Below are 16292 nucleotides of genomic sequence, written 5' to 3' on the forward strand. Positions count from 1 at the left end.
GCGGTTCTTGCGGAGAATGCCCAGATGACGACGATTACACGGCTGTCCGTGCGGGACATCCGCTTTCCGACTTCGCGCTCGCTCGACGGCTCCGACGCGATGAACGCGGCGCCCGACTATTCGGCCGCTTACGTCATGCTCGAAACCGATTCGACGCAAGGCTTCATCGGGCACGGACTCACCTTCACGATCGGGCGCGGCAACGAAATCTGCGTCAGTGCCGTGCAGGCGCTGGCGCCGTTGATTGTCGGCAAGTCGCTCGAACAGATTGCGGCGAACATGGGCGCGTTCTGGCGCGAGTTCACCTCGGACAGCCAGTTGCGATGGATCGGCCCGGACAAGGGCGCCATTCATCTGGCCACGGCCGCTGTGGTGAATGCCGTGTGGGACCTGTGGGCGAAGGCCGAAGGCAAGCCCGTGTGGAAGCTGCTGGTCGACATGCGCCCCGAGGAACTCGTGCGTTGCCTCGACTTCCGTTACGTGACCGATGCGATCACGCCGCACGAGGCCATCGCGCTCTTGCATCGCCATGCCGCGACGAAAGGCGAGCGCGAACAGGAGATGCTCGCGCACGGCTACCCCGCGTACACCACATCCGCAGGGTGGCTGGGCTACGACGACGACAAGATCCGGCGGCTTGCGCGCGAAGGCATTGCGCAGGGCTGGACGCACTTCAAGCAGAAGGTGGGCGGCAATATCGAAGAAGACGTGCGGCGCGCGCGCATTCTGCGTGAAGAAATAGGCGAGCGCTGCAAGCTGATGATGGACGCAAACCAGGTGTGGGATGTCGATGAAGCCGTGACAAACATGCGGCGCCTGGCCGAATTCGACCCGTGGTGGATCGAAGAGCCCACGAGCCCCGACGACATTCTCGGCCACGCGGCCATTCGCCGGCGCATTGCGCCCATTGGCGTGGCCACCGGCGAGCACTGCCATAACCGTGTGATGTTCAAGCAACTGCTGCAGGCACAGGCCATCGATTTCTGCCAGGTGGACAGCTGCCGCCTGGGTGGCCTGAACGAAGTGATCGTCGTGCTGCTCATGGCCGCGAAATACGGCGTGCCCGTGTGTCCGCATGCGGGCGGCGTGGGGTTGTGCGAGTACGTGCAGCACATATCGCTCTTCGACTACATCTGCGTGTCGGCGTCGCTGGAAAACCGCGTGCTCGAATATGTAGACCATCTGCACGAGCATTTCGTCGACCCGGTGGTGATCCGCAATGGCCGTTATGTGCCGCCGCAGCGGCCGGGCTATGGCATCGAGATGCACGCGGCGTCGCTCGAGCGGCATCGGTTTCCGGATGGGCCTGTGTGGCAGGCGTAAGTGGGGTTGCCGGGCTTACCTGCTTGAACGGCCGCTTGAATCCGCCGGGCTGCCGGCACCAAACCGCTCCACCACGAAATCGATAAAACTGCGGAGCTTCGGCGACGTCTGCCGCTCGCGCAAATACAGCAGATTGAGCGGCCTTTCAGGCGCCGGAAAGGCCGGCAGCACTTCGACCATGCGCTTTGCGCGGATATCGTCGCCCACCAGAATGCTGGGCAGCATGGCGATGCCGAGGCCGCCCAGCACGGCGCGGCGCAACGCCTCGGCGTTGTCGATCCTGAGCTTGCCGTCGATGGCCACGCTCACCTGTCCGTCTGGTCCGTGAAAGATCCATTCGGGCTGCGTGGCGTGCCATTCCGAGCGCGGCGGGAACGCGTAGGTCAGACACTGATGCGAGGCTAGCAACTCAGGCGTGGAGGGCGCGCCATTCGCTTCGAGATAGGCGGGCGATGCGCAAAGCACCAGCCGATATGAGGCGAGAGGACGCGCCACCACATCGGGATTGCGCAGCGTGCCGATGCGAATGGCCGCTTCGAAACCATCGTCGATCAGGTCTGAAAGCGCGTCTGTGGCCACGATATCCAGCTTCACTTCGGGATAGCGGCTGCAATAGTCCGCCATGGCGGGAATCAGGCATTCGTTGCTGAAGACCACGGGCGCCGTCACGCGCAGGCGTCCGCGCGGCGTCGCGAGATGGTCGAGCGCAAGGCGTTCCGAGTCGTCCACGAGCCCCAGAATTTCGACGCACCGCTCGTAATACGCCTGGCCGAACGCGCTCACCTGCTGCTTGCGCGTGGTGCGGTGAATCAGCCGCGTGCCGAGCCGCGCCTCCAGCGCCTGAAGATGATTGCCGACCATGGTCGGCGACAGATCGCAGGCCACCGCAGCCCCCGTGAGGCTGCCGGTTTCGACCACGCGCACGAAGACGGTCATTGCTTTGAGAAGGTCCATTGCCCAATATTAGTGGGTTCTGTTGCAAGCTGCCCTGCGTTTATCCAGCCGCACTACGGGAATAGAGTGGCCGTGCACGATGAGCGGATCGCCCGGTCCGCATCGTTTTTTGCGCAGACCACGATGCAGAGAGACCTCAACTCGTTCAACCCGTCGCCACGGCTCGCCTTGCTCGCGACGAGCCTCGGCTTCGTCATCATCTGTCTCGACGTGACGGTCGTGAACGTCGCGCTTGCGCGCATTCGCGAGAGCCTTGCCGTTGATGCGACCGCGCTCGAATGGGTCGTCAACGCTTATACCCTGGCGTTTGCGAGTCTTCTGCTCAGTGCCGGCGCGCTGGCCGACCGGCTCGGCGCGCGGCGCGTGTTCGTGAGCGGCTTTGCGGTGTTCACGTGTGCGTCCGTGGGATGCGGTTTGTCGTCTGGCGCGGCGATGCTCGTCGTCTCGCGCGTGTTGCAGGGCGTGGGCGCGGCGTTGTGCGTGCCGTCGTCGCTGGCGTTGCTGGGCGCTGCGTTTCCCGAGGCGCAGGCGCGCGCCAAGGCCGTGAGCATCTGGGCCGGCACGGCGGCGCTCGCGCTGGGCGCGGGGCCGCTCGTGGGCGGCGTGCTGGTGGACCGTTTCGGCTGGCAGGCCATCTTCCTGATCAACGTGCCGGTTGGCGTGGCCGGTATCTGGCTCACCCTGGCCCATGCGCCGGATACCGTTCGCCAGACCGCCCGCCGCATCGATCTGTTGGGGCAGACGCTCGCGGTCGTCACGCTCGCGGCACTCACGTATGCCGTCGTGGAAAGCGGCAGGCTGGGATGGACGAGCTTCACCGTCATGACGGGGCTTATCTGTTCGCTCGCCATGGGCGTGCTCTTTGTGATCGTGGAAGCGCGGCAGGCGCAACCGCTGCTGCCGCTCGCGCTCTTTCGCCATGCCGCCGTCAACGTGAGCGCGCTGACCGGTCTCTCGCTGAACTTCGGTTACTACGGGCTCATGTTCGCAATGAGCCTGTTTTTCCAGAACGTACGCAACGACACGCCACTCGAAACGGGCCTCGCCTTCCTGCCGATGACCGCGGTCGTCACGGTCGCGAACATCGCCTCGGGCGCACTCACCGCGCGCTTTGGATACCGGCTTCCGATGATCGCGGGGCAGGTGCTGGCGGCAGCAGGGTATGGGTCGCTCGTGTTCGTTCACGCGGATAGCGGCACGCTCGTCGTCTCGCTGCCGTTGCTTGCGGTGGGCGTGGGCGTGGCGCTCGCCGTGCCGTCCATCAACACGGCGGTGTTGGCGCATGTGGGTGCATCTTCGTTCGGCATTGCGTCCGGCGTGTTGAACACCGCGCGTCAGATTGGCGGCGTACTGGGCGTGGGCGTGTTCGGCTCGCTGACCGGCTTGGCGGCGCGCGAGTGGGTAGGTGGACTGCACGTTGCGGTGGTGCTTGCGGCAGGGGTGACGCTATTCACTGCGGCGATTGCCGCGGTGGCGTTGGGGGTATCGCGGCCAACGGCCCGCGCAGGCGCGTGCGCCACGCGAGCAATTCGCAGTGTGGATTAGGTGCACGACGGCAGGCCCACGGTTGCGACCCGACGCTACGACCGGTCCAGTGTCTTCACCACCAGCGCCGCCGCAGCCGCACGCGTTTCCACATGCAGCTTGCGGAACAGATGTTCGAGGTGCTTGTTCACCGTGCGGGCCGCCATGCCCAGAATGTCGCCGATATCGCGATTGGTCTTGCCTCGCGAGACCCATAGCAGCACCTCGGCCTCGCGCGCCGTCAGCCCGAAGCGTGAGACGAGCGCGTCGCGGTGCGCGGCGTCGTCCACTTCAGTCAGGATGACGATCCATTCGCCCTGCTCGGGCGCGGGCGCGACGGTTGCCGAGCGCCGCACGTCGCCCTCCGTGAATTCGTGCACGGCCTTGGTGGGGCACCCGCGCGCGAGCCAGTCTGCGAACCAGCCGCGCAGTGTGGGCGGCAAGCGCGGCTGCGCGACGGCCTCGCCGGACGGTTGCCCATCGCGCGCGCGATAGGCTTCTATCTGACGCGCGGCCTGCGGGCTTTGCCAGCGAATCGTGCCGTCTGCCGCGACGACCAGCGCCGCGCGCGTTTCCAGCGAAAGCGCCGCATTCGCATAGAGCTGCGCGCGCGAGCGTCGCACGTGTGCGCCGATGCGCGCGCAGACTTCCTCGGGCCGCACCGGCTTCGTGACGTAGTCGATGCCGCCTACGCGAAAACCACGCACCACATGCTCGCTCTCGGTCAACGCCGTCATGAAGATCACGGGCAGATGCTCGTGCCGGCTGTCCTGCTTCATGCGGATGCAGGTTTCGAAGCCGTCCATGCTGGGCATCATCGCGTCGAGCAGTACGACGTCGGGCGTCACGCGCGCAAGGCATTTCAATGCCGCCTCGCCGCTCAGCGCGACGAGCACCGCATAGCCGTGCGCCTGCAACGTATCGGAGAGGAATGCCAGGTTGTCGGGCGTGTCGTCCACGATCAGCACGACGGGACGGTTGCCGAGCCACGCGGGCGGATCACCCACGTCGGCGCGACGATCGTTCTCGTCATGCAGTGCGGCTGCCGGGCAGTCTGTCGAGTTCATTCTCTAGATCCCTTAACTGAAAGCGCTCGGCCAGTGCGCGCAGGGCGTCAACCTGCGCGCGCAAGGCAGGGTAAGCGGCATGTGCCGCGTCGAGCTGTTCGACCACGCCTTGTACGTAGCCCACATCGAGGTGCGCGCGTATGCGTTGCAGAACCGGCTCGGGCAACGCGACCCGTGACTCGGTGCGTACGGGGCCTGCGGCGTCGGCGAGGGCTGGCACAGGCGAGGCGATCCATTCGATTGCGAGCAGTTGCGCGAGTTTGTCGAGCAGCACGTTCACCTGCAACGGCTTCACGAGATAGCCGGCACAACCGGTGGCGCTGGCGCGTTCGCGGTCGTCGGCGAACGCGTTGGCCGAGAGCAGCACGATAGGCGCGCTCGACAACTGGTTTTCGCCGATGAGCCGGCTCGTCTCGTAGCCGTCCATGAGCGGCATGGAGATGTCCATGATGATGGCGTCCGCCGCGTGCGTGCCGAGCCAGCGCAGCGCCTCGGGGCCGCTTGCTGCTTCGGCCACGTCGAAGCCGAGCGGCGTGAGCAACTGCGCGACGATGCCGCGCTGGTCCGCCAGGTCGTCCACCACGAGAATCGTGCGGCGTGCGCCCGCATAGCCCTGAATGGCGGCGAGTTCGGTGCGCGCGTCTGGCGCGCTGTGCACGGCGGGCGCGAACAGCTTCACTACGAAGCGCGTGCCGCGGCCCACCTCGCTTTCTACTTCGAGGCTGCCGCCCAGCGCATGGGTCAGCAGGCGGCAGATCGTGAGGCCGAGCCCTGCGCCGTGATCGTGCGCGTGCGCCGCTTCACCGCGTTCGAACGGCAGAAAGAGCCGCTCCATCTCGGCGGCGGGAATGCCGGGGCCGGTGTCGACCACTTCGAATTTCAGCGTATCGAGCGCGTGGCTCACGCGCAGCGTGACGGTGCCCGCAGACGTGAAGCGAATAGCATTGCCGATCAGATTGGTGAGGATCTGACCCATGCACTTCTGGTCGGACTTCACGGTGGCAGGTAGCCGCCCGATGGTCTGCACCTCGAACGACAACGCTTTTTCCAGCGCCTGCGGGCGCAGCATGGACGTGACGTGCGCAACGAAGTCGGCAAGCGGCACTTTCGCGATGTTCAGTTGCAGCTTGCCAGCCTCGATGCGCGCCACGTCGAGCAACCCGTCCACCAGCGCAAGCAGGTGCTCGCCGCTGCGGTGAATCGTGCGCACGGCGTTGTAGCGCAACGGCGAGAGTTCGTCTTTCGCCTGCAGCAGCAATTGCGCGTAGCCGAGGATGCTGTTGAGCGGCGTGCGCAGTTCGTGACTGAGGCCGGAGACGTAGCGGCTCTTCGCCTGGTTTGCGGATTCGGCGGCGGCCGTGGCGCGCTTCAGTGCCGCGTCGGTCTTCTGGTGCGCGTCGATTTCCTGCATCAAGAGTTCGTTTTGCCGTTGTGATTCTTCCTGCGTGACGCGACGGCTTTCGCGCTCCAGCACAAACCACCAGGCCGCGATGCAGCCCACGAGCGAAAGCGCGAAGAAGATCTTGAGGAAACTGCCTGCAATGGCTTGCCCCGCAGGTGAATCGGCAGCGGCGAGCGACGTGATGCTTTGCGACCAGATCAGATAGAGCACGCTGGCCAGCACCGTGAGCATCGCGAGCACGAGGCTCGCGTAGTGGATGAGCCGCATTGCAGCCGGCCCGAGCCGTGCACGCGGAAATACGCGGTGCAGGGCGAGATCGACCTGCGTGGCAAGGCGCGCATGCGGCTTGCAGCGGTCGTGGCAGCGCGAGTCGAGCGAACAGCAGAGCGAGCAGATGGTGCCGCCGTAAGCGGGGCAATGCGCGGTGTCGTCGGGCTCGAAGGTGTTTTCGCAGATCGCGCAGCGCAGCGATGTGGCGTCGCCCGTGGGCTGCGCGGCGCGCGCGAGGTAATAGCGTCCGCGTGTGGCAATGGCGAGCACCGGTGCACAGACAAACGCCACGCCGAACGCGATGAACGACGACATGGCTTCGCCCAGCGCGCCGAACGCGCCGCCGTGGGCCAGCATGCCGACGGCCGCGGCGATCAGCATGGCGCCTACGCCAACCGGGTTGACGTCGTAGAGATGCGCGCGCTTGAACTCGATGTAGCGCGGGCTGTAGCCGAGCGGCTTGTTGATGACGAGATCGGCGAACAGCGCGCCTATCCAGGCGATCGCCACGTTGGCGTACAGCGAGAGCACTTTGCCGATGGCGTCGAACACGCCCATTTCGACGAGCAGCAGCGCAATCATGACGTTGAAGACGAGCCACACCACGCGCCCAGGGTGACTGTGCGTGAGGCGCGCAAAGAAGTTCGACCACGCGAGCGAGCCGGCATACGCGTTCGTCACGTTGATCTTCAACTGCGAAACGATGACGAACAACGTCATGGCCGGCAGCGCCCAGTTGGCGAGGCCCATGCGGTCGAGCAACTGGTGATAGGCCACCAGATACATCTGCGTGGGCTGCGCGGCGTGCGCGATATCGACTTCGTACTGGATCGCGACGAACGCGAGAAAGGCGCCGCCCAGCATCTTGAGCGCGCCGGGCACGATCCAGCCGGGCCCTGCGGAAAGCAGCGCGAGCCACCAGCGCGTGCGGTTCTTTTCGGTAAGCGGCGGCAGGAAGCGCAGGTAGTCCACCTGTTCCCCTACCTGCACGATCAACGCGAACACCACGGTCGCGGCCTGGCCGAACGCGATGAGGCTGAACGCGCGGCCTTGCGGAGCAAAGCCCGCGAAGGTGGTCCATTCGGCGACGAGACCCGGGTGGTGCCACAGCACCGCGGCGTAGGGCAGCACGAACAGCACGAGCCAGAGCGGCTGGGTCCAGCTTTGCAGGCGGTTGATGAGCGTGATGCCGAACATCACGATCGGAATCACGACGAGCGAACTCAGCACATACGCGATGGCAAGCGAGATATGCAAGTACAGCTGCAGCGCGAGCGCCATGATCGCGGCTTCGAGCGCGAAAAAAATAAACGTGAAGATCGCGTAGAACAGCGACGTCACGGTGGAGCCGATATAGCCGAAGCCCGCGCCGCGCGTGAGCAGGTCCATGTCCACGCCGTAGCGCGCCGCGTAATAGCTGATGGGCAGGCTCGTCAGATAGATCAGCACCGAGACGGCGGCAATGGCCCAGAACGCGTTGGTGAACCCGTAGTTGATGACGAGGCTGCCGCCTATCGCCTCGAGCACGAGAAACGACACCGCGCCAATCGCCGTATTCGCGACGCGCAATTCCGACCAGCGGCGAAACGAGCGCGGCGTGAAGCGCAGTGCGTAGTCTTCGAGCGTTTCGTCGCCGACCCACGCGTTGTAGTCGCGCCGAACCTTGACGATGCGCTGCGTGCCGGGCGTGCGTACTGAACTCTGGTGCATCGGGTGCATCTGGGACATGAGGATGATCCGGATTGGTGCCCCACAGGTGCCGCATGGGCCGGCAAGCGGCGGGAGCCATGCCCGGAGCAAGTTACATTCCAGTGCGATAGCCGGGAATACGTCAATCGACGTATTTCGATCGTCAATTTGGCTTCCTACATTGCGTCCAACCCTCGAAACCCGTCCGCAGCACCTGCGCTGCGGGCCCACGACAAGGAGAACGTGATGTCCGCAGACGATCGAATCGACGACGACGCCAACATGCCCTCGCCGCTGCGCCGGCGCCTGCTGAGCGGCCTCGCCGCGGCCCCGCTCATGGCGCTTGGCCTGCCGCGCACCTCGTTCGCGCAGGTGCCGCCCACGGCCAAGGTGAACACGACGCATCTCGCCGTGACCGACACCACGGTGACCGTCGGCCAGTTGCACTCGGCAACGGGCACGATGGCTATTTCGGAAACGGGCTCCATTCAGGCGGAGCGGCTCGCCATCGAACAGATCAACGCGATGGGCGGCGTGCTGGGGCGCAAGATCCAGATCATCCAGGAAGACGGCGCGTCGGACTGGCCGACCTTCGCGGAGAAGTCGAAGAAGCTGCTCGAAAACGATCATGTGGCGACCGTGTTCGGTTGCTGGACCTCGGCCTCGCGCAAGGCCGTGCTGCCCATCTTCGAGAAGGACAACGGGCTGCTCTACTACCCCACGTTCTACGAAGGCCTCGAACAGTCGAAGAATGTCTTCTATACCGGCCAGGAAGCCACCCAGCAGATTCTCTGGGCGCTCGACTGGGCATCCAACACGAAGAAGGCCAAGACGTTCTTCCTGATCGGCTCCGACTACATCTGGCCGCGCACGTCGAACAAGATCGCGCGCCGCCATATCGAACAGCACCTGCACGCGAAAGTGGTGGGCGAAGAGTATTACCCGCTCGGCACCACGGAATTCAATTCGCTCATGAACAAGATCAAGCTGGCGCGCCCCGACTGCATCTTCGCAACGGTGGTGGGCGGTTCGAACGTAGCCTTCTACAAGCAGTTGAAGGCCGCGGGCATCACGCCGCAGAAGCAGTTCCTGCTCACGCTTTCCGTGACGGAGGACGAAGTGCTCGGCATTGGCGGCGACAACTTCGCGGGCTTCTATTCGTCGATGAAGTATTTCGAGTCGCTCGATAACGACAACAACAAGAAGTTCGTGGCGGCATTCAAGGGGCGCTACGGCCCGAAGTCCGTGATCGGCGACGTGACCCAGGCCGCGTACCTGGGGCCGTGGATCTGGAAGGCGGCCTGCGAGCGCGCGGGCAGCTTCGATGTGGACAAGGTGGTGGCCGCTTCCGCGGGCATCGAGTTGCCCAATGCGCCGCAGGGCTACGCGAAGGTGGACCCGAACCATCACCTGTGGAGCCGCTCGCTGATCGGCGAAGGGCAGGCGGACGGGCAGTTCAAGGTGGTCGCGCAATCGGCCCAGCCGATTCAGCCCAATCCGTTCCCGAAGGGCTACATGTAATCCCGCAACCCGCCACTGCGCGGCGGCTGCGCGCCGCCGCGCGAGGAGCGCTCGATGTCCGCTACCGACATTCTCAACATCACGCTGATGCAGGGCTTCGCGGGTCTGAGCCTCTTCAGCGTTCTGCTCCTGATGGGGCTGGGGCTCGCCGTGATCTTCGGCCAGATGGGCGTCATCAACATGGCGCACGGCGAATTCATGACCATCGGCGCCTACACGGTCTACATGTTCTCGTGGTTCGCGCAGAACGTGTGGCACGCGTTCACGCCGGTCTACTTCTTCTTCGCCATCGTGGCGGCCTTCGTGCTGGCGTTCGCAGTGGGCTGGCTCGCCGAATGGGCGTTGATTCGCCATCTCTACCGGCGCCCGCTCGACACGCTGCTCGCCACCTGGGGCTTGAGCCTCGGCATGCAGCAGGTGTTTCGCTCGACCTTCGGTCCGAAAGAAGTGAGCCCCGCGCTGCCCGACTGGCTGATGGGTTCGTGGGAACCGGCGCCGGGTCTCGACATTCCGGTGAGCGGCATGTTCGTGATGGGCCTTGCGCTCGTCATGACGGGCGGCCTGCTGCTCGCGCTGTACCGCTCGCGTTGGGGGCTGCGCGTGCGCGCCACCGTGGCTAACCGGCCCATGGCGAACGCGGCGGGCATCAACACGCGCCGCACCGACCGCATGACGTTCGCCATTGGCTGCGGTATTGCGGGCGTAGCGGGCGCGGCGTTCACGGCGATCGGCTCGACGGGGCCTACGAGCGGCTCGCTCTACATCGTCGATTCGTTTCTTGTGGTCACGTTCGGCGGCGCGGCGAGTTTGCTGGGAACCGTGGCGTCGGCATTCGGCATCGCGCAGATGCAGTCGATCAGCGAGTTCTTTCTCTCGGGGTCCATTGCGCGCGTGCTCACGCTGCTGACAGTCGTGGTCATTCTGATGCTGCGCCCGCAGGGGCTGTTCGCCTCGAAGGTGCGGCGCGCGTGAGCGCAGGGCGGCCTGCGCTGCGCTGAAGCCTTCATCGATTCACTTGTACGGAGAGAGGCACATGGAACCCATCCAACCCGCAGCGGGCGGCGTATCCGGCCCGAATGCCCGGTCTGCCCCATCCGCGCGACCCGGCCCGGAGCGCGGCGGCTGGCGCGCAGTGGCCGCGCGGCTCGATGCGTCGGGCTATGCGGGCATCGTGATACTCGCGCTGCTCATCGTGGTCGTGTTTCCGCTTGCACTCGACACGTTCCGCCTGAACCTGATGGGCAAGTACCTGACGTACGCGTTCGTCGCGGTCGGCCTCGTGATCGCGTGGGGCTACGGCGGTGTGCTGAGCCTCGGGCAGGGCGTGTTCTTCGGGCTGGGCGGCTATGCAATGGCGATGTTTCTGAAGCTGGAAGCATCGGACCCGGTGGCCACGCGCACGCAGACCACGCCAGGCATTCCTGACTTCATGGACTGGAACCAGGTCACTGCATTGCCCATGTGGTGGAAGCCGTTCCACTCATTGCCGTTCTCGATTCTCGCGGTGCTCGTGGTGCCCACGGCGCTCGCGTTCGTGATCGGCTACGCGATGTTCAAGCGGCGCGTGGGCGGCGTGTATTTCGCGATCATCACGCAGGCGGTGGCGCTCATTCTTTCGGTGCTCATCATCGGGCAGCAGGGCTACACCGGCGGCGTGAACGGCATGACCGACCTGCGCACGCTGCTGGGCTGGGACATTCGCACGGACCACGCCAAGCTCGCGCTGTACTTCGTCAACGCAGCGCTTCTGATCGGTGCGCTGCTGGCCTGCCGATGGGTGCAGCGCGGCAAGCTGGGCACGCTGCTGCTCGCCATGCGCGACAAGGAAGACCGCGTGCGCTTTTCCGGCTATGACGTGGCGATGTTCAAGGTCTTCGCGTTCTGCTTCGCGGCGCTGCTGGCAGCCATTGGCGGCGCGATGTTCACGCTGCAGGTGGGCTTCATGTCGCCGTCGTTCGTGGGCATCGTGCCCTCGATCGAGATGGTGATCTATGCGGCGGTGGGCGGCCGCATGTCGCTGGTGGGCGCAGTGTACGGCGCGATTTTGGTGAACCTCGGCAAGAGCTGGTTTTCCGAGAGCTTTCCGAACCTCTGGCTCTATCTGATGGCCGCCATGTTCATTGGCGTTGTGATGGTCTTTCCGAACGGCCTCGCGGGGCTCTATGAAGAGCACGTGAGACCGCGCGTGCGGCGGCTGCTCGGGGCGGAAAACAAGGAGGCGTGAGTCATGAGCAATACCGATTTTCTGCTGGCGATCGAAGACCTGACCGTGTCGTTCGACGGCTTCAAGGCCATCGATTCGCTGAACCTCTATATCGAGTCAGGCGAACTGCGCGTGGTGATTGGACCGAACGGCGCGGGAAAGACCACGTTGCTCGATCTTATCTGCGGCAAGACGAGGGAAACGGCGGGCAGCATCAAGTTTCGCAACGAGGAGATTACGAAGCTTGCGGAGTTTCGCCGCGTGCGCAAGGGCATTGGTCGCAAGTTCCAGACGCCCTCCATCTACGAGAACCTCACGGTGGCGCAGAACCTGGAGGTGTCGTTTCCGCGTGGTCGGTCTGTGTTCGGTGCGCTCGCTTACCGCGCGGACGACGAAGTGACAGACCGCGTGTGCGCGGTGGCCGAGGAAATCGGCCTTGCTGCGTCGCTTGATCTTGAAGCCGGCCTGCTGTCGCATGGCCAGAAGCAATGGCTCGAAATAGGCATGCTGCTCATGCAGGATCCCGAACTACTGATGCTCGACGAGCCGATCGCCGGTATGAGCGTGCGAGAACGCGAACTGACGGCCGAACTGCTGGACCGCATCTGCCGCAACCGCTCGATGATCGTGATCGAGCACGACATGGCGTTCGTGGAACGCATCGCCCACAAGGTCACGGTGATGCATCAGGGCAAGATTCTCGCGGAAGGGCCCATGGCGCAGGTGCAGGCCGACCCGCGTGTGATCGATGTCTATCTTGGCCACTGAATTGGCGTTGAACGGAGGACAGATCATGCTCGAAGTAGACGACCTTGTTGTGAGCTACGGCCAGAGCGAGGTGCTGCACGGTATCGGCTTTTCCGTCGGAAAGGGCGAAAGCGTGGCGGTGATGGGCCGCAACGGTATGGGCAAGACGACGCTCTTCAAGGCGCTGATCGGCATGCTGCCGGCCAATCGCGGCACGGTGCGCGTGAGCGGTGCGGATGTGTCGAAAGACGAGAGTTATCGCCGTGTGGCCAAAGGCATTGGGTATGTGCCTCAAGGGCGGCAGATTTTCGCCTCGCTTACCGTGGAGGAGAACATTCGGACGGGACTCGAAAACGCGGCGTCTCAGCAGGTGCCCGACGATCTCTACGCGCTTTTTCCTGTGCTGTTCGACATGCGCCGGCGCAAGGGCGGCAATCTCTCGGGCGGTCAGCAACAGCAACTCGCCATTGCGCGCGCGCTCGCCACCGACCCGAAGGTGTTGCTGCTCGATGAGCCCACCGAAGGCATTCAGCCGTCGGTCATCAAAGACATCGCGAAGGCGCTGAACCAGATTCGCGCGACGCGCGACATCGCGATCGTCGTCTCGGAGCAGGTATTGAGCTTCGCGCTCGACGTGGCTGACCGGCTGTTCGTGATCGAGGGCGGGCGCTTCGTGCATCAGAGCACCCGCGACGCCGGCGACACGGGCCGCATACGCGAATACCTCTCTGTTTAGCCCCTAACAAGTACGTGGATCAAGGAGTGAACGCAATGGCTGAAACGCTCATCAAGGTCGATCTGAACCAGTCCGCCTATGAAAACGAACAGGTTCACAACCGCTGGCACCCGGACATTCCGATGGCCTGCTGGGTGAACCCCGGCGACGATTTCGTTCTGGAGACCTACGACTGGACCGGCGGTTTCATCAAGAACGACGACAGCGCCGACGACGTGCGCGATATCGATCTCTCGATCGTCCATTTTCTGTCGGGACCGGTTGGCGTGCATGGCGCGGAGCCGGGCGACCTGCTCGTGGTCGATCTGCTCGACATCGGTGCGAAGGCCGACAGCCAGTGGGGCTTCAATGGCTTCTTCTCGAAAACGAATGGCGGTGGCTTCCTGACCGACCACTTTCCGCACGCGCAGAAATCCATCTGGGATTTCCACGGTCTTTATACGAGTTCGCGCCATATTCCGGGCGTCAACTTCGCGGGGCTGATTCATCCAGGGTTGATCGGCTGCCTGCCCGACCCGAAGCTGCTCGAAACGTGGAACGCACGCGAGACGGGGCTGATCGCGACGGCGCCGGAGCGCGTGCCGCCGCTCGCGAATCCGCCGTTTGCCGCAACGGCGCATATGGGCAAGCTGGCCGGCGAGGCGCGCGACAAGGCCGCTGCCGAAGGCGCGCGCACTGTGCCGCCGCGCGAGCACGGCGGCAATTGCGACATCAAGGACCTCTCGCGCGGATCGAAGGTGTTCTTCCCCGTCTACGTGGACGGCGCCGGCCTCTCAGTGGGCGACCTGCATTTCAGTCAGGGCGACGGCGAGATCACGTTTTGCGGCGCGATCGAGATGGCCGGCTGGGTGCACATGCGCGTGAACCTGATTAAAGGCGGCATGGAGAAATACGGCATCCGCAATCCCGTGTTCCAGCCAAGCCCGATTACGCCTGCCTACAACGACTATCTGATCTTCGAAGGCATTTCGGTGGACGAACAAGGCGGCCAGCACTACCTCGACGTGACGGTGGCGTATCGCCAGGCGTGCCTCAATGCCATCGAGTATCTGAAGAAGTTCGGCTATTCAGGGGCGCAGGCGTATTCGCTGCTGGGGTGCGCGCCGGTGCAGGGGCATATCAGCGGCGTGGTGGACATTCCGAACGCGTGCGCGACGCTGTGGTTGCCTACGCAGATCTTCGACTTCGATATCCGCCCGAGCGCTCAGGGACCGCTTCGCCACGTGCAGGGCGGTGTGGACATGCCGTGCTCGCCGGATCTCGTGAAGTCGTGAACCGCTGATTGATTCGGAGCCCAATATGCCGATCTACGACTTCGAGTGCGCAAATTGCGGGCCGTTCGCCGTCATGCGACGCATTGCAGACCGCGATATGCCCTGCCGTTGCGCGGATTGCGGTGGCGAGGCATCGCGCGTGATGACCGCGCCTGCGCTCGCATTGATGGCGGGCGCGAGCCGCATCGCGCAGGCAACCAACGAGCGTGCGGCTCACGCGCCGCGCCAGTCCGCGGACGGGCCGCCGCTTCGCCACCGGCCTGGCTGCAGTTGCTGCTCCAGTGGCCGCACGCCGCTTGCCGGTGCGAGCACGCAGACGTCGGCAGCACTCAAGCGGCCGGCGGGGCGCCCGTGGATGATCAGTCATTAGCCGCTAACCACTAACCACAGCGCGGGCCGTTGCGACGGACCGCGCACCCGGATTACGCGTCTTCAAGGAGAAACGAGTCATGCGACATGGTGATATTTCGAGCAGCCGTGACTGCGTGGGTGTTGCGGTCGTCAACTACAAGATGCCGCGCCTGCACACGAAAGCCGAAGTGCTGGAGAACGCGCGCAAGATTGCCGACATGGTGGTCGGTATGAAGCAGGGGCTGCCTGGCATGGACCTCGTCGTGTTCCCGGAATATTCGACGCACGGAATCATGTACGACCGCCAGGAGATGTTCGACACGGCGGCCACGATACCTGGAGAGGAAACCGAAATATTTTCGGCGGCGTGCCGCAAGGCCAACGTGTGGGGCGTATTTTCATTGACCGGCGAGCGGCACGAAGCGCATCCGGACAAGGTGCCGTACAACACGCTGATCCTTATCGACAATCGCGGCGAGATCGTGCAGAAGTACCGCAAGATCATGCCGTGGACGCCGATAGAAGGCTGGTATCCCGGCGACCGTACGTACGTGACGGAAGGGCCGAAGGGCATCAAGATCAGCCTCATCATCTGCGACGACGGCAACTATCCGGAAATCTGGCGCGATTGCGCGATGGGTGGCGCGGAACTCATCGTGCGCTGCCAGGGGTATATGTATCCCGCCAAGGAGCAGCAGGTGATGGTCGCAAAGGCCATGGCGTGGATGAACAACACGTATGTCGCGGTAGCGAACGCGACCGGGTGGGACGGCGTGTATTCGTACTTCGGTCATTCGGCGATCGTCGGCTTCGACGGGCGCACGCTAGGCGAGTGCGGCGAAGAAGAAATGGGTGTGCAGTACGCGGAGCTATCGCTCGGCATGATTCGCGACGCGCGGCGCAACATGCAGTCGCAAAACCATCTGTACAAGCTGCTTCATCGCGGCTACACGGGAACGCTTCATTCCGGTGACGGCGCCGACGGTGTGGCCGCGTGCCCGTTCGGGTTCTACCGGAAATGGATCGAAGACCCCGAAGGCACGCGGCGCGCGGTGGAGGCACTCACGCGCACCACGCCCGGCACGGCGGAGTGCCCGATAGAAGGTATCCCGCACGGCGAGTAGAGCCTTGGCCTCGGGCTGCGCAACGCTGGCGCAGGTTCGTTGCGTGCGGAGAAGAGCGGGCGGATTTCCGGTATCGGCCAACTTCGGCCAACGGCGCGGACTGGGTT

At 64.3% G+C, this 16292-nt stretch carries 13 protein-coding genes; 10 read left to right on the top strand and 3 right to left on the bottom strand.

Translation table 11 applies throughout. The features are described from left to right. Nucleotides 1–24 precede the first annotated feature (24 nt). Nucleotides 25–1323: an L-fuconate dehydratase gene (locus PKKP23_RS26130; protein ID WP_126879017.1), complete on the top strand. Its 1299-nt coding sequence runs from the start codon at nucleotides 25–27 to the stop codon at nucleotides 1321–1323. A 15-nt stretch (nucleotides 1324–1338) separates the two neighbouring features. Here PKKP23_RS26130 and PKKP23_RS26135 read toward each other — a convergent pair whose 3' ends face one another. Next, nucleotides 1339–2277: a LysR family transcriptional regulator gene (locus PKKP23_RS26135; RefSeq protein WP_126879018.1), complete on the bottom strand. Its 939-nt coding sequence runs from the start codon at nucleotides 2275–2277 to the stop codon at nucleotides 1339–1341. Nucleotides 2278–2400: 123 nt separating this feature from the next. Between PKKP23_RS26135 and PKKP23_RS26140 the strand changes: the two genes are divergently transcribed. Beyond that, a complete protein-coding gene (locus PKKP23_RS26140) occupies nucleotides 2401–3822 on the top strand; it encodes an MFS transporter (protein ID WP_126879019.1) in 1422 nt (473 codons plus the stop codon). Between the two features lie 35 nt (nucleotides 3823–3857). On the opposite strand, the gene PKKP23_RS26145 is transcribed toward PKKP23_RS26140, so the two are convergent. Both PKKP23_RS26145 and PKKP23_RS26150 read right to left on the bottom strand, forming a co-directional pair. Beyond that, a complete protein-coding gene (locus PKKP23_RS26145) occupies nucleotides 3858–4868 on the bottom strand; it encodes a response regulator transcription factor (protein ID WP_240659148.1) in 1011 nt (336 codons plus the stop codon). Beyond that, nucleotides 4831–8268: a hybrid sensor histidine kinase/response regulator gene (locus PKKP23_RS26150; protein WP_126879020.1), complete on the bottom strand. Its 3438-nt coding sequence runs from the start codon at nucleotides 8266–8268 to the stop codon at nucleotides 4831–4833. Before PKKP23_RS26150 ends, PKKP23_RS26145 begins: the two co-directional genes overlap by 38 nt. Before the next feature lie 207 nt (nucleotides 8269–8475). Here PKKP23_RS26150 and urtA point away from each other — a divergent pair, with 207 nt between their 5' ends. The 8 genes from urtA to PKKP23_RS26190 all read left to right on the top strand — a co-directional run bounded on the left by urtA (nucleotide 8476) and on the right by PKKP23_RS26190 (nucleotide 16185). Further along, a complete protein-coding gene (gene urtA / locus PKKP23_RS26155) occupies nucleotides 8476–9750 on the top strand; it encodes an urea ABC transporter substrate-binding protein (RefSeq protein ID WP_042300195.1) in 1275 nt (424 codons plus the stop codon). A gap of 54 nt (nucleotides 9751–9804) precedes the next feature. After that, entirely contained in the window at nucleotides 9805–10722 is a 918-nt protein-coding gene (urtB, locus tag PKKP23_RS26160; RefSeq protein WP_017774839.1) for an urea ABC transporter permease subunit UrtB, read from the top strand. A 61-nt stretch (nucleotides 10723–10783) separates the two neighbouring features. Then, nucleotides 10784–11974, top strand: a complete 1191-nt coding sequence (gene urtC / locus PKKP23_RS26165) for an urea ABC transporter permease subunit UrtC (RefSeq protein WP_126879021.1) — start codon at nucleotides 10784–10786, stop codon at nucleotides 11972–11974. Nucleotides 11975–11977: 3 nt separating this feature from the next. After that, nucleotides 11978–12721 (top strand): urea ABC transporter ATP-binding protein UrtD, encoded by a 744-nt coding sequence (gene urtD / locus PKKP23_RS26170; RefSeq protein WP_017774841.1) that lies wholly within the window; start codon nucleotides 11978–11980, stop codon nucleotides 12719–12721. A 25-nt stretch (nucleotides 12722–12746) separates the two neighbouring features. Continuing rightward, entirely contained in the window at nucleotides 12747–13436 is a 690-nt protein-coding gene (urtE, locus tag PKKP23_RS26175) for an urea ABC transporter ATP-binding subunit UrtE (protein WP_126879022.1), read from the top strand. A gap of 35 nt (nucleotides 13437–13471) precedes the next feature. Then, nucleotides 13472–14710: a formamidase gene (fmdA, locus tag PKKP23_RS26180; RefSeq protein WP_126879023.1), complete on the top strand. Its 1239-nt coding sequence runs from the start codon at nucleotides 13472–13474 to the stop codon at nucleotides 14708–14710. 25 nt (nucleotides 14711–14735) lie between these two features. Beyond that, nucleotides 14736–15080, top strand: a complete 345-nt coding sequence (locus PKKP23_RS26185; RefSeq protein ID WP_126879024.1) for an FmdB family zinc ribbon protein — start codon at nucleotides 14736–14738, stop codon at nucleotides 15078–15080. Nucleotides 15081–15159: 79 nt separating this feature from the next. After that, a complete protein-coding gene (locus tag PKKP23_RS26190) occupies nucleotides 15160–16185 on the top strand; it encodes an aliphatic amidase (protein ID WP_126879025.1) in 1026 nt (341 codons plus the stop codon). Nucleotides 16186–16292 lie beyond the last annotated feature (107 nt).

Source organism: Paraburkholderia kururiensis JCM 10599 = LMG 19447 (genome assembly GCF_003986935.1).
Taxonomy (GTDB): Bacteria; Pseudomonadota; Gammaproteobacteria; order Burkholderiales; family Burkholderiaceae; genus Paraburkholderia; species Paraburkholderia kururiensis.